The organism is Pricia mediterranea (assembly GCF_032248455.1).
Lineage (GTDB): Bacteria > Bacteroidota > Bacteroidia > Flavobacteriales > Flavobacteriaceae > Pricia > Pricia mediterranea.
This window is the reverse complement of sequence record NZ_JAVTTP010000001.1, coordinates 269,534-281,693: the sequence shown is the minus strand read 5'-3', so window position 1 is coordinate 281,693 and position 12,160 is coordinate 269,534. Positions and strand designations below refer to the sequence as shown.

Annotated in this window: 13 protein-coding genes; 3 read left to right on the top strand and 10 right to left on the bottom strand. The window is 42.7% G+C overall.

Translation table 11 applies throughout. The features are described from left to right. Positions 1–11: 11 nt before the first annotated feature. The 10 genes from RQM65_RS01185 to RQM65_RS01140 form a co-directional block, all read right to left on the bottom strand. Positions 12–1,376 (bottom strand): dicarboxylate/amino acid:cation symporter, encoded by a 1,365-nt coding sequence (locus tag RQM65_RS01185; RefSeq protein ID WP_192462329.1) that lies wholly within the window; start codon positions 1,374–1,376, stop codon positions 12–14. A 13-nt stretch (positions 1,377–1,389) separates the two neighbouring features. Continuing rightward, positions 1,390–2,451, bottom strand: a complete 1,062-nt coding sequence (locus tag RQM65_RS01180) for a class I fructose-bisphosphate aldolase (RefSeq protein WP_314012127.1) — start codon at positions 2,449–2,451, stop codon at positions 1,390–1,392. An 11-nt stretch (positions 2,452–2,462) separates the two neighbouring features. Beyond that, positions 2,463–3,476 (bottom strand): type II glyceraldehyde-3-phosphate dehydrogenase, encoded by a 1,014-nt coding sequence (locus RQM65_RS01175; RefSeq protein ID WP_192462327.1) that lies wholly within the window; start codon positions 3,474–3,476, stop codon positions 2,463–2,465. Next, complete coding sequence (locus tag RQM65_RS01170) at positions 3,473–3,754, bottom strand: DUF5676 family membrane protein (protein WP_192462326.1); 282 nt, start codon at positions 3,752–3,754, stop codon at positions 3,473–3,475. Before RQM65_RS01170 ends, RQM65_RS01175 begins: the two co-directional genes overlap by 4 nt. Positions 3,755–3,769: 15 nt before the next feature. After that, complete coding sequence (locus tag RQM65_RS01165) at positions 3,770–3,988, bottom strand: SHOCT domain-containing protein (RefSeq protein WP_192462325.1); 219 nt, start codon at positions 3,986–3,988, stop codon at positions 3,770–3,772. A gap of 34 nt (positions 3,989–4,022) precedes the next feature. Next, positions 4,023–4,238 carry a heavy-metal-associated domain-containing protein gene (locus RQM65_RS01160; protein ID WP_192462324.1) on the bottom strand — a complete coding sequence of 72 codons (216 nt, stop codon included), beginning with the start codon at positions 4,236–4,238 and terminating at the stop codon, positions 4,023–4,025. A 13-nt stretch (positions 4,239–4,251) separates the two neighbouring features. Further along, a complete protein-coding gene (locus tag RQM65_RS01155) occupies positions 4,252–4,494 on the bottom strand; it encodes a hypothetical protein (protein ID WP_192462323.1) in 243 nt (80 codons plus the stop codon). A 26-nt stretch (positions 4,495–4,520) separates the two neighbouring features. Then, complete coding sequence (locus tag RQM65_RS01150) at positions 4,521–4,904, bottom strand: hypothetical protein (protein ID WP_314012123.1); 384 nt, start codon at positions 4,902–4,904, stop codon at positions 4,521–4,523. Positions 4,905–5,170: 266 nt separating this feature from the next. Further along, positions 5,171–5,752 carry a helix-turn-helix domain-containing protein gene (locus tag RQM65_RS01145; protein WP_314012121.1) on the bottom strand — a complete coding sequence of 194 codons (582 nt, stop codon included), beginning with the start codon at positions 5,750–5,752 and terminating at the stop codon, positions 5,171–5,173. A gap of 180 nt (positions 5,753–5,932) precedes the next feature. Then, on the bottom strand, positions 5,933–6,340 hold the full coding sequence (locus tag RQM65_RS01140) for an HYC_CC_PP family protein (RefSeq protein ID WP_225621217.1): 408 nt from the start codon (positions 6,338–6,340) through the stop codon (positions 5,933–5,935). 276 nt (positions 6,341–6,616) lie between these two features. Between RQM65_RS01140 and RQM65_RS01135 the strand changes: the two genes are divergently transcribed. The 3 genes from RQM65_RS01135 to RQM65_RS01125 all read left to right on the top strand — a co-directional run bounded on the left by RQM65_RS01135 (position 6,617) and on the right by RQM65_RS01125 (position 12,118). Beyond that, positions 6,617–7,033 carry an HYC_CC_PP family protein gene (locus RQM65_RS01135; RefSeq protein ID WP_192462319.1) on the top strand — a complete coding sequence of 139 codons (417 nt, stop codon included), beginning with the start codon at positions 6,617–6,619 and terminating at the stop codon, positions 7,031–7,033. A 103-nt stretch (positions 7,034–7,136) separates the two neighbouring features. Then, positions 7,137–10,904 carry an efflux RND transporter permease subunit gene (locus tag RQM65_RS01130; protein ID WP_314012118.1) on the top strand — a complete coding sequence of 1,256 codons (3,768 nt, stop codon included), beginning with the start codon at positions 7,137–7,139 and terminating at the stop codon, positions 10,902–10,904. Then, on the top strand, positions 10,901–12,118 hold the full coding sequence (locus RQM65_RS01125) for a TolC family protein (RefSeq protein ID WP_314012116.1): 1,218 nt from the start codon (positions 10,901–10,903) through the stop codon (positions 12,116–12,118). The genes RQM65_RS01130 and RQM65_RS01125 overlap by 4 nt, the downstream gene beginning before the upstream one ends. The last annotated feature ends 42 nt before the right edge of the window (positions 12,119–12,160 follow it).

The following is a 12,160-nucleotide window of genomic DNA, read 5'->3' as shown; positions in this document are numbered from 1 at the left end:
TTTTCTAGTTTTTAAACAGTGGAATACTCTTCTTGATTTTTTAATACGCCATCTGAGCCTATGGCCGGCTGATTTCCATAAAATCGATTGAACACCATACAGGCGGTAAGGTCTCCGGTAACGTTAACTGCCGTCCGGAACATTCCCAGTAACCGTTCTACCCCTATGATTATGATAATTCCCTCGGCTGGTATACCTGCACCGGACAGTACAGAAGCCAAAATCACTACGCCCCCTCCGGGTATTGCCGGAGTACCAATGGAAGCTGCCACGATGGTAACCACTACCACAATGACATTCAACAATCCCATTTCCAATCCATAGGCTTGGGCAATAAACAGGGTGGTTATGGTCTGATAGAGTGCCGTACCGTCCATATTTACGGTAGCACCAATGGGTATTATGAAATTGCTAATGGTAGGATCCACTTCCAGTTCTTCCTCAGCCGTTTTAAGGGAAAGGGGCATTACTGCGGCGGAGCTGGTGGTGGAGAATGCAAGTAGTTGTACATCCCTGATCTTACGTAAAAATTGTAACGGATTCCCCTTACCTAAAAGGCTTACACCTATAAGGTAAATTACCACCAACAACAATAACCCTATCAAGACGACGAGCACATAAAAGCCCAGACCTGAAAGTGAATTCAGACCGACACTGGAGGTCAGCTGTGCCATTAATCCGAATACGGCGACTGGAACCAACAACATGGCCCACTTGACCACGGTCATACAGATTTCCTGTATGGCACTCAGCAATAATTTTACAGGTTTTAGCAAATCGTCGGGAAGGGACAACACGGCAACACCTATTATAATGGTAAAAATGACGATACTCAACATTTCGCCACTTACCATGGATGCCAAAGGATTGTCGGGCAACAAATTTGTAATAGCATTTGGAATATCGTTTATCCCGAATGATAATTCAGTGCTTTCGGAAGTATTGGCCAATGCCTCCTCATGATCCTCAACGGCCTGTTGATGTAGATACTTACCAGGACGAAAGATTAAGGCAAGGATTGTACCTATGGTTACCGAAATAATTGTTGTGGATATAAAATATAAGAGCACCCCACCACCCAACTTTTTCAGATTCTCCTTGTCATTACTTGCTATACCTGTAATGATGGAGGCAACGATCAAGGGAATCATGATCATCTGAACCAATTTGAGAAAGAGCATGCCAGGTAGGGCCAACCAATTGCCAAGAACATCGGCAGTGCTTTTGGTTATCCAACCATTTTGGGGACTTAACAACAGTCCAAGACCGACCCCAAGGAACAGTGCAATGATAACTTTTAGCCATAACCTATCTTCCACCAATTTTTGCAGGTAGTGGTTAAGTGATTTCAGTGATTTTATTTCCGTATCGAACATTCCTGATTATCCATTATGCTATGGTTACTTTCTTCTCTAAATAAACGCCCTGTACGCCATGTAACAGTTCAACCCCCTCTTTGAACGGTCGCTGAAAAGCCTTTCTTCCCAGAATCAGACCGGATCCTCCGGCCCGTTTGTTGACGATTGCCGTAATAATGGCTTCGGTCAGGTCGGATTCTCCCTTGGAGCCACCTCCCGAATTGATCAACCCAATTTTGCCCATATAGCAATTTGCCACTTGTAACCTACATAGGTCAATGGGATGTTCCGTGGTCAAGGTTTCATACATGGCATCGTTAAATTTGCCGAATCCAATATTTTTGAATCCATAATTGGTAGTTGGCAACTTTTGCTTGATGATATCCGCCTGTATAGTAATCCCAAGATGATTGGCCTGTGAAGTCAAATCGGCCGATGAATGATAGTCTTCCGTATCGGTTTTGAAAGCTTCGTTGCGGGTGTAACACCAGAGAATGGTGGCCATTCCAAGACTGTGTGCTTCCGCAAAGGCCTCGGAAATCTCCCTCAACTGCCGATTACTTTCCTCGGAACCGAAATAGATGGTCGCACCGATTGCCGTTGCACCCATGTTCCAAGCTTCCTTCACTGTACCGAAGAGCGTTTGGTCATATTTGTTCGGATAGGTCAACAGTTCGTTGTGATTTATTTTTACGATGAACGGAACCTTATGCGCATATTTCCTAGCGTAAAGGCCGAGGCCCCCAAAGGTCGAGGCCACCCCATTGCAGCCAGCTTCGATGGCCAATTTTATGATATTCTCAGGGTCAAAATAATCGGGATTCTTATAGAAGGAAAAAGCGGCACTATGTTCGATGCCCTGATCTACCGGAAGAATACTCAGATATCCGGTTCCTGCAAGGTTGCCGTGATTATAAAGTTTAGATAGGCTTCCGAGGACCCGTGTATTCCGGTCGCTGTTCAAAAATACCTTGTCCACCACATTTTTTTCAGGCAGTTGCAATTCGTCTTTGGTTATTTTCTCGCTCACGTGGTCCAGATAGTGGGATGCTTTATCCCCCAAGAGTTCCACGATATGTTCATATGTTTTCATTGTCTTTTTTTTTAACTGATTCCCAAACTTTCGTTGGTTTTGACGATGGATTTTTGACCATCACTTTCGATACCTGTCAATGCCCGTATGGCATCAATAGTCTCAGGAATTACGATAGCTTGGTTGTCTACCACATAGGCATAAAACAGTTCGTCGCCCACGACTTTGAGCATGTCTTCCCAAAGGGCAACTTCGTACATATCGCCCCAAGGCCGTCCCATATCCAGATACATTTCCTTGATTGTATTGTTGGAGACCAGCCCTTGATCGTAGCGTATCAATTTGATACGGGTCGAGGTTTTAAGGGCAGCTAGTACTTCCTCTTTGGATGCCTTTTTCTTTAGCTTTACGTTCCAGTAGTGCATATGGCTCAAAGTTTGGGGTACTTTTACCGCCGCTGTGATTACATCGAGATCGGGATCTACACTTTGGGCATCCGGACCTTGGTGGCTAGGGATTTCCTTTTCGGGAACCATGGTATTCATAATGCCTCCCAAATGGCTTTCCCAAGGGTCGGTGGCCCTTCTTAACAGAGTGCCCCTTGCATAATCGAGCAAATCGGCTCTTTTTAGAGCGGTCAGTGTTCTTAAGATGGATGTGGTATTGCAGGAAACCACTCTTGTCGAATCCAAATCTATAGCCGATTCATAATTATTTTCGGCACTAAAGGAATGGCCTGTGGTTTCATGTTTTTCCCCACCTTGAACGATAAATTTGATGCCTTCTTTCTTATAGGTTTCAACATTTTTAGCCGCAATTTTTTTGGGGGTACAATCCACAACCAGATCCACCCGTTCCAAGAGTTCTTGCATAGAACCTGCAACGGATATTCCCTCCGATCGCATTTCTTCATCGGCTTCCTTGGTTGCGGCAAACACTGCAAAACCTTTTTCTATGGCGGTCTGTATGCGCCAATCGCTAATGATGTCGCATACCCCGACAAGGTTCATATCGTCCTGTACTTTTAAGGCATCGGCCACTCTCTTTCCGATGACACCGTATCCTATTACTGCTATATTTTTCATACTCTTTGGTTTTTTAACTGTACATTATAAAATGCCGCTATAAGTGCTCCGATCAACCACCCTATGATAAAGGTCTGAACGATGCCTATAGCCGCTTCCCAAAGGGGTACATCCATTCTAATGATATTTGTAGTGTCCAACCCGTGCAGCAAACTGTTGAAGAAATCTATTGTTCCCTCACGGCCGGCCGTTAACATTACTACCATACAGCCCAGATATACCAATGCTCCTGTAAGCCCCATGGCAAAACCTAATTTTTTTATGTTGATTCGATTCATGATTTTCGTTTTTTGTTATTTATCAGATTCCAAAATTTTCTTTGATTCCTCATATTCTTCCTTCGAGATTTCGCCTTTGGCAAATCGCTTTTTAAGAATATCGTTTGGGTTCTCGTTCTCGTTTTTCCGATAAGGAATGTCGTATGGGACAAAGAATATCCAGACTAATAGGATCAACCATACGATCCACCATATAAAGTGCATACCGCCCCAGTGTCCGTCGAAATAATGCATAGTTTTTTGTTTTAAATGTTAGTACTTATTTGTTCTAATCTATTTCGGTTATTGTGTAACCGTCAAGCTGATCGAGTTGTTTTTGCAAATCATTTATTGAAAGATTCTCGTTCATATTGATTTTGGCAACTCCTTTTGGACTCAAGAATATTTTCGCCTCATCTATAGCCTCATGGGCTTCCAAAACCTTCTTGACCCTTGTGATGCAGCCTCCACAGCTTATCCCGTCTATTTGAAACTTCTTTTTCATCCGTTTTTCGATTTCAATGTTGGTGCTGTTCTTTGCCCTTGTCCTGTTTTTCTTCACTTTTCCTTTTCAGGTTATCCTCTGTTAGACCATGACTGTGGCCACGGTGTCGCATTGGCATTAACAAATGCACGGCAAACATGATTACGATAAAAGTGAATAGGGTCAGGTTGCCTTTGATTCCGAATGCGGGAGCGAAAAAAATTAGCAATAGGGGTAGGCCACATCCGATGACCATCCATAACCAGTGATTTTTCATGGTTCTGTATTCTTTTAAATTAAACTTTAGTGATTTTCAGAGTGATCGGTACTGGAAGAACCCGATGGCATGTTACCCATCATTCCATTCATGTCCATTCCCTTATCTTCCATCATTTTCTTACAAGATTCCATACAGTCTTCGCTCATCATCCCTTTTTCGTGCATCATTTTCATCATGTTGCCCATCATCTTCCCGTCCTTCATCATATTCTTAATCATCATACTGTCTTTCATCATCATCTGAATACCGCCTGCCTGCATCATGTTTCCCATCATTTTAGTATTGCCCTGCATCATTTGCATTGCATGATCGCTTTCTTGCATGTTGTCCATAAAACCGGTCATGTATTTGTGGTTGTTCGCAATGGCATCAAAAATTTCACTTCGTGTTTCGGAGTTGTCTAGCATTGCGTTAACGTCAGTTTTCTGGTTGCAACCATGTAAGGCAAACAACCCGATCGTCAAAAAAAATAGTGTCGCTGTTTTCATTGTACTTGATTTAAGGTTTACTTTTTAATTGAATTTTATTTGCTCAAATCGCCTTTGTTCCGTTATCGGGTTCAATATTCTTTTTATCACTAAAAGCTGTGAGTGCGTAGTGTTTGTAACAGCAAGCACTCAGGATAAATGTATGTAACCGTCCGAACCTTTATCTGCATAACTTTCTTTCTTATTTATATAATTTCGTCATAGAATTTGCGCTCCCAATCTTCAGCATTCTTATAATCGGTCATGCTTATACCCGTGATGTTCTTGAACTGCCTCGACAGATGGTTTACACTACTATAGTCCAGCATATAGGCTATATCCGAAAAGGTATACTGTTGAAGCTGTATCAGTTCTTTTACTCTCTCGATCTTAAGTTTGATGAAATACTTTTCAATTGTCGTGTTTTCGTTTTTTGAGAACAGTTTGCTTAGCGTTTTATAATCGCGATGTAGTTTAGAAGCCAAATGCTCGGAAGTCTTTTCCTTTAAATGGGCGGGCAAATCATTGATGAGTTCGATCAAAGTGATCTTTACTTCTTCCACTAGCATATCCTCTTCGCTCCGTGCGATTTCAAACCCGTTTGTGTGAAGTACCTCGGCCACTTTACCATCAATTTTGGTATCGGCAAGGTTGAATGCGCGCACGGTCAGTTTTCCGAGTTCAAGGGAAAGTACTTCGATATTGATTTCTTCAAGTTCCAGTTTTATAACTTTCAGACACCGTCTACAGACCATGTTCTTGATCCAATAAATTCTAGTGGATTCCATATATGAAAATGCTAATGTTCTTAACTAAACTATAAAGCCGTCGGAAGATTGATTATCCGATTAAATACAGGTCGAAAAAGGTTGTCGCTAGAAAATGGGTGCGACAATAGATAACCAACAACGGACTGTTGGCCAATGGGAAGCACAGATTAATACAACATTAACCTGCTTAAATAAAAATCAAATCAAGAAAGTTTCGTGAAGTACATTTAGGTCCCGTTCAATCCAAGGCGGATCGTAGTCAAAGAAGGGTACTACATTTTTATCAAGGTTTTCAAATAGATTGACATAAGTATAGAAGAAAGTGTGTAAAAAAACTAAGTCGTGGATATTTTGTTCAAAATTGGTTTTCTTTAAATTATCCTCGCCTTGTTTTACAAAGGTCTTATTGCTGCAACAATCTTTTGCCCCAATAGAACATTTTCTTGAAGAATTTTCTGTTGGTTGGATTTTTTCAGCACAGGACTTTGCCTTACTGAAAACCGCCATGTCCACTAGCTTGTCGCAACAAAAATGCATCTCCGCAGCAAATGACGTAGTGGCAAAAAGCACTGCGAAAGCTAATGTAACGGACAATATTTTGTTCAAAATGCGGTTCAATTTTTTAAATTGAATAAGAATTGTTCAACAAGGGGCAACTTTCCTTCGCTAATAATTAACTGAAATTTAGTCAATTATGAATTAATTTTCAACCCCTCCGAATACAAAGGTAAAAAATATACAAAGCGAGAACATGATTTAAATCATGTTGGAAAGAAATCAGTTCCATTAGCCTTGATTCTACAAAAAAAACACGAATTTTCAATACTAAAATTGTGTTAAACAAAAATGACCTGTTAAAATTGTTGTAGTTTTGCATATCGAATGAAAAAGAGTTTTTTCAAAATATCGTCTTTTGTAATGGCACTGGTAGTGTTGTTATCGACGTTCTCCTTTGCCGTTGATCAGCATTATTGTGGCGATGAGTTGGTGGATTTTTCTTTTTTCGGCAAAGCGGAATCCTGTGGTATGGATATGCAACAAGCCAGCGAATCACATGACCATAGTTTGGATAAAACAAGTTGTTGCGAAGATCAAACCTTGGCCATTGCAGGCCAAGATGATTTAAAGGTTTCATTTGAAAAACTAAGCACGGAGCAACAACTCTTTGTTGTTTCATTTATATATTCTTACATAAATCTTTACGAAGGATCCGATATGAAAATCGTTCCTTTTAAAGATTATTCCCCCCCTCTACTGATACGGGACGTTCAAGTTCTAGATCAGACTTTTCTGATTTGATTTTTAAGTAATTGACCATTTAGGCCCAACATATTTTTGTTCGGGTCAAGCTGTTTTTGTTGAATTTTCAACTTGAATTTCCAATTACTTAATTATCCAAATCATGCTAAATAAGAGCATAAAGTTTCTCATAGAAAATAAATTAGTAGCGGTCTTGCTTCTGGTCCTTTTTGTAGGCTGGGGAATCGTAAATGCACCCTTTGAATGGAATACCGGTGCGCTACCTAGAAATCCGGTTGCTGTTGATGCCATTCCCGATATTGGGGAAAATCAGCAAATCGTATTTACGAAATGGGACGGTCGCTCCCCGCAGGATATCGAAGACCAGATAACCTACCCGTTGACCACATCTTTATTGGGCATTCCTGGCGTAAAGACCATTCGTAGTTCCTCAATGTTTGGCTTTTCGAGTATCTATATCATTTTTGAGGAGGATATTGAGTTCTATTGGAGCCGTAGCCGTATCCTTGAAAAATTGAATTCATTACCGGCAGGATTGTTGCCGGAAGGTGTCAACCCTGCACTGGGACCCGATGCAACAGGATTGGGCCAAATTTTTTGGTATACACTTGAAGGCCGTGATAAGGATGGCAATGTTACCGGAGGTTGGGACTTGCAGGAGCTTCGTAGCATACAGGATTTCTATGTGAAATATGCCCTTTCTTCGGCGAGCGGAGTTTCCGAAGTGGCTTCCATCGGGGGGTATGTTCTGGAATATCAGGTAGACGTAAATCCAGAATTGATGAAGCAGTACGGTATCGGTCTGCAACAAGTCGTAAAAGCCGTAAAACAGAGTAATAGGGACATCGGTGCGCAAACATTGGAAATCAATCAGGCCGAATATCTGATTCGCGGACTGGGTTATGTCAAATCATTGTCTGATTTAGAGAACGCCGTGGTTACTTCGAGCGATTTTACCTCGATACGTATTAAGGATATTGCCAGGGTAACACATGGCCCGGCTACCCGAAGAGGAATATTGGATAAGGAAGGTGCAGAGGTCGTTGGCGCCGTGGTCGTGGCGCGCTACGGTGCGAACCCAATGGAGGTCATTAATAATGTAAAGGAAAAGATAAACGAACTCAGTGCGGGGCTTCCTTCAAAAGAACTTAGCGACGGGACGACATCGCAACTGACCATTGTCCCTTTTTATGATAGAACCGAGTTGATTCAGGAAACACTTGGAACGCTCGATGAGGCATTGACCTTGGAAATACTGATTACCATTTTGGTCATTATCGTCATGGTCTTTAATCTAAGGGTGTCCATTTTGATTTCCGGACTCTTGCCGGTTGCAGTGCTGATGGTCTTTATAGCAATGAAACTTTTTGGCGTAGATGCCAATATCGTAGCACTGTCGGGTATCGCTATCGCTATTGGCACCATGGTCGATGTAGGGGTCATCCTCTCCGAGAATATTATACGGCATTTGGATGAATCCGATGGTAAAGAATCCATCAATACAGTTGTCTATACGGCAACAGCGGAAGTGTCGGGTGCCATTTTAACGGCGGTAATGACCACTATTATCAGCTTTATTCCGGTCTTTACAATGATCGGGGCAGAAGGAAAGCTCTTTCGCCCATTGGCCTTTACCAAGACCTTTGCATTGACAGCATCCATTATCGTCGCCTTATTCTTGATACCACCCTTTGCAGCTTTTCTGTTTCGTAAAAAGAGTGTAAGAAATACGCTGGGCTATGGTGTCAATGGGGTGCTTATTGTTTTGGGTATCCTTGCCATTGTCTATGGCTCTTGGTTAGGGTTGATACTGATAGCCTTTGGTGTGATAGGTCTATTGAAATATCCCGAATTGGCCTCAAAAATTTCATCGGGATTCTCGATTTCCGATAAGCGTGCCAACTTAATCAATATCATCATTTCGGCCTTTGCCATTGTTTTTGTCCTCGCCGAATACTGGAGGCCCTTGGGGTTGGACAAAAGCATTTTCTGGAATCTCATATTCGTGGGACTTATCTGTTTTGGGCTTTTGGGTTTCTTTACGATTTTCAGAAATTATTATACACGAATCTTACGTTGGGCCTTGCGCAACAAACTTATTTTCCTCTCTATTCCGACCGCGATAGTTGTGTTCGGTGTGATGATTATGCGTAATACTGGAAAGGAATTTATGCCCTCACTCAATGAAGGTTCCTTCCTTCTGATGCCCACATCGTTGCCACACGCAGGGGTGGAAGAGAACAAACGCGTACTTCAGCAACTCGATATGGCCGTGGCCAGTATTCCCGAGATAGCGACCGTAGTCGGTAAATCGGGAAGAACGGAATCGGCCTTGGATCCCGCTCCACTCTCCATGTACGAGAATGTTATTCAGTACAAACCGGAATACATGCTCAATGAAGATAGGAAGTGGCAACGCTACAAGGTCAATGAAGATGGCATGTTCGAACTGAGGGACGGTACTTTTGTGACCAATCCGAATCTAGAGGTCGATACTGATGATGCGGATTATAAGGAATCAGCAATAAAATCCCCTTTCTCGGTACAGCAAAAGGATTTGATTCCTGACGAGGACGGCGAGTATTTTCGAAACTGGCGACCCGAAATAAAGTCGCCCGACGATATTTGGAAGGAAATTGTTAAGGTAACCAAATTCCCTGGTGTTACTTCCGCCCCGAAACTTCAACCTATCGAAACCCGTCTGGTCATGTTGCAGACCGGAATGCGGGCACCCATGGGCATCAAGGTCAAAGGTCAGGATCTCAAACAAATCGAAGCCTTCGGTCTTCAATTGGAAGACATTCTCAAACAGGCCGAGGGGGTCAAGGACGAAGCGGTCTTCGCCGATAGAATCGTGGGCAAACCCTATCTCTTGATAGACATCGACAGGGAACGATTGGCCCGCTATGGTATAACCATTGAAGATGTGCAAAGTGTATTGCAGGTGGCCGTTGGCGGAATGGTGCTTACCCAGACCGTTGAAGGCCGTGAACGTTATGGGGTTCGTGTCAGGTACCCAAGGGAACTTAGGGAAAACCCACAAGACCTAAAGGAAATTTATGTGCCCGTTGAAAAAGGTAATCCTGTTCCCTTGAGCGAGCTAGTAACCATCAACTACGAACAAGGGCCACAGGTAATCAAAAGTGAGGACACCTTTTTGGTGGGTTACGTACTCTTCGATAAGTTGGACGGTTTCGCGGAAGTGGAAGTGGTCGAAAACGCCCAGGCCTTAATTCAGGAAAAAATCGATAGCGGCGAACTGGTAGTTCCCAAAGGAATCAACTATCTCTTTACAGGAACCTATGAAAACCAGTTAAGGGCCGAAAAAACCTTATCTGTAGTAGTGCCTTTGGCATTGACCATTATTTTCCTGATCCTCTATTTCCAATTTCGCTCCGTTGGTACATCGTTAATGGTGTTCACAGGTATAGCGGTCGCCTTCGCAGGAGGGTTTTTGATGATATGGTTTTATGGTCAGGATTGGTTTTTGAACTTTAATTTCTTTGGCGAAAACCTTCGGGACCTCTTCCAGATGCACACCATAAATCTGAGTGTTGCCGTTTGGGTCGGGTTCATTGCCTTGTTCGGTATTGCCACCGACGACGGTGTAGTCATGGCCACCTATCTGACACAGACTTTCGATAGAAACAAACCGGATACCCTTATCGGCATTCAGGATTCAGTAGTGGAAGCAGGCGAAAAGCGTATCCGTCCCTGTTTGATGACCACGGCAACTACCATTTTGGCATTGTTGCCAGTATTGACCTCCACAGGCCGTGGTAGCGATATTATGATACCGATGGCGATACCAAGTTTTGGTGGGATGCTTATTGCGTTGATTACTCTTTTCGTGGTTCCTGTCTTATATAGTTGGAAAGCGGAGTTTCAATTAAAACGATTGTCGAAATGAAAAAATACGTACAACTCTTTTTAGGAATCATGTCCATAGCTTCTGTAAATGCACAGGAGTTGGAAAGCTTGATCGAGCAGGCCGAATTGAACAATCCCGAAATTCAGGCCTATGAACTGCGCTACAATATCGCCTCGGAAAAAATCAATGAGGTCAATACGCTTCCTAACACGGAAATTAGTGCGGGAGTCTTTGCCAGTGAACCGGAAACCCGAACAGGTGCCCAAAAGGCAAGGTTTTCCGCCAAGCAAATGATCCCTTGGTTCGGCACCATTACCGCACGGGAAAACTATGCCAGTTCAATGGCCGAGGCACAGTACGAAGATCTGGTCATCGCCAAACGAAAATTGACCTTGGCCGTTTCCCAATCCTACTACCGCCTGTATGCGATTCGTGCAAAACAAAAGGTGCTCGATGAAAATATCGAATTGCTGAAAACCTATGAACGACTGGCCTTGACCTCGGTTGAAATTGGCAATGCCTCCGCTGTAGATGTGCTTAGGCTACAGATACGTCAGAATGAACTGGAACAGAGCAAAGAGGTCTTAAATGAGGAATATCAGGCCGAGCAAACCCTGTTCAACAATCTACTCAACAGGGATGAAAATACACGGGTCGATGCATACGACGGTTTTACCGTACCCGAAGTGGATCCTGTATTCGTAGACGACAATCTTCAATTACACCCCGAACTTGTTAAATACGATAAGTTGTACGAATCCGTAGAAAAATCCGAGCTGTTGAACCAGAAGGAGGCATTGCCCGATCTTGGTTTTGGACTTGACTATATACCTGTTGCCGAACGGCCAGCTATGGATTTCAGTGATAACGGAAAGGATATCATCATGCCGATGGTTTCTTTGTCCATACCCATTTTCAACAACAAGTACAAATCCATTTCAAAACAGAACGAGCTTCGGCAACAGGAGATTACTGCGCAGAAGGCCGAAAGAACAAACAAACTGGAAACCTTATTGAGCGAAGCGATCAACCAAAGGGATGCTTTTAGGATACGCTTTAATGTGCAACAGCGGAATATAGGTAAAGCCAACGATGCTGAGGAAATCCTTATTAAAAGTTACGAAACGGGAACCATTGATTTTAATGATGTGCTCGATGTTCAGGAACTGCAATTGAAATTCCAGACGAATCAAATAGAATCCATTAAAGGATATTATATACAATCGGCCAACATTAATTATTTAAAGAGTTAAAAAAAGTTAAAAATAGAATCGGATAGGGCAAGGGACGGGCAA

What these genes read in the sequence shown, in the direction of transcription:
- RQM65_RS01185 (WP_192462329.1), bottom strand. Translation starts at nt 1,376, where the DNA reads ATGTTCGATACGGAAATAAAATCACTGAAATCACTTAACCACTACCTG.
- RQM65_RS01180 (WP_314012127.1), bottom strand. Translation starts at nt 2,451, where the DNA reads ATGAAAACATATGAACATATCGTGGAACTCTTGGGGGATAAAGCATCC.
- RQM65_RS01175 (WP_192462327.1), bottom strand. Translation starts at nt 3,476, where the DNA reads ATGAAAAATATAGCAGTAATAGGATACGGTGTCATCGGAAAGAGAGTG.
- RQM65_RS01170 (WP_192462326.1), bottom strand. Translation starts at nt 3,754, where the DNA reads ATGAATCGAATCAACATAAAAAAATTAGGTTTTGCCATGGGGCTTACA.
- RQM65_RS01165 (WP_192462325.1), bottom strand. Translation starts at nt 3,988, where the DNA reads ATGCATTATTTCGACGGACACTGGGGCGGTATGCACTTTATATGGTGG.
- RQM65_RS01160 (WP_192462324.1), bottom strand. Translation starts at nt 4,238, where the DNA reads ATGAAAAAGAAGTTTCAAATAGACGGGATAAGCTGTGGAGGCTGCATC.
- RQM65_RS01155 (WP_192462323.1), bottom strand. Translation starts at nt 4,494, where the DNA reads ATGAAAAATCACTGGTTATGGATGGTCATCGGATGTGGCCTACCCCTA.
- RQM65_RS01150 (WP_314012123.1), bottom strand. Translation starts at nt 4,904, where the DNA reads ATGCTAGACAACTCCGAAACACGAAGTGAAATTTTTGATGCCATTGCG.
- RQM65_RS01145 (WP_314012121.1), bottom strand. Translation starts at nt 5,752, where the DNA reads ATGGAATCCACTAGAATTTATTGGATCAAGAACATGGTCTGTAGACGG.
- RQM65_RS01135 (WP_192462319.1), top strand. Translation starts at nt 6,617, where the DNA reads ATGAAAAAGAGTTTTTTCAAAATATCGTCTTTTGTAATGGCACTGGTA.
- RQM65_RS01130 (WP_314012118.1), top strand. Translation starts at nt 7,137, where the DNA reads ATGCTAAATAAGAGCATAAAGTTTCTCATAGAAAATAAATTAGTAGCG.
- RQM65_RS01125 (WP_314012116.1), top strand. Translation starts at nt 10,901, where the DNA reads ATGAAAAAATACGTACAACTCTTTTTAGGAATCATGTCCATAGCTTCT.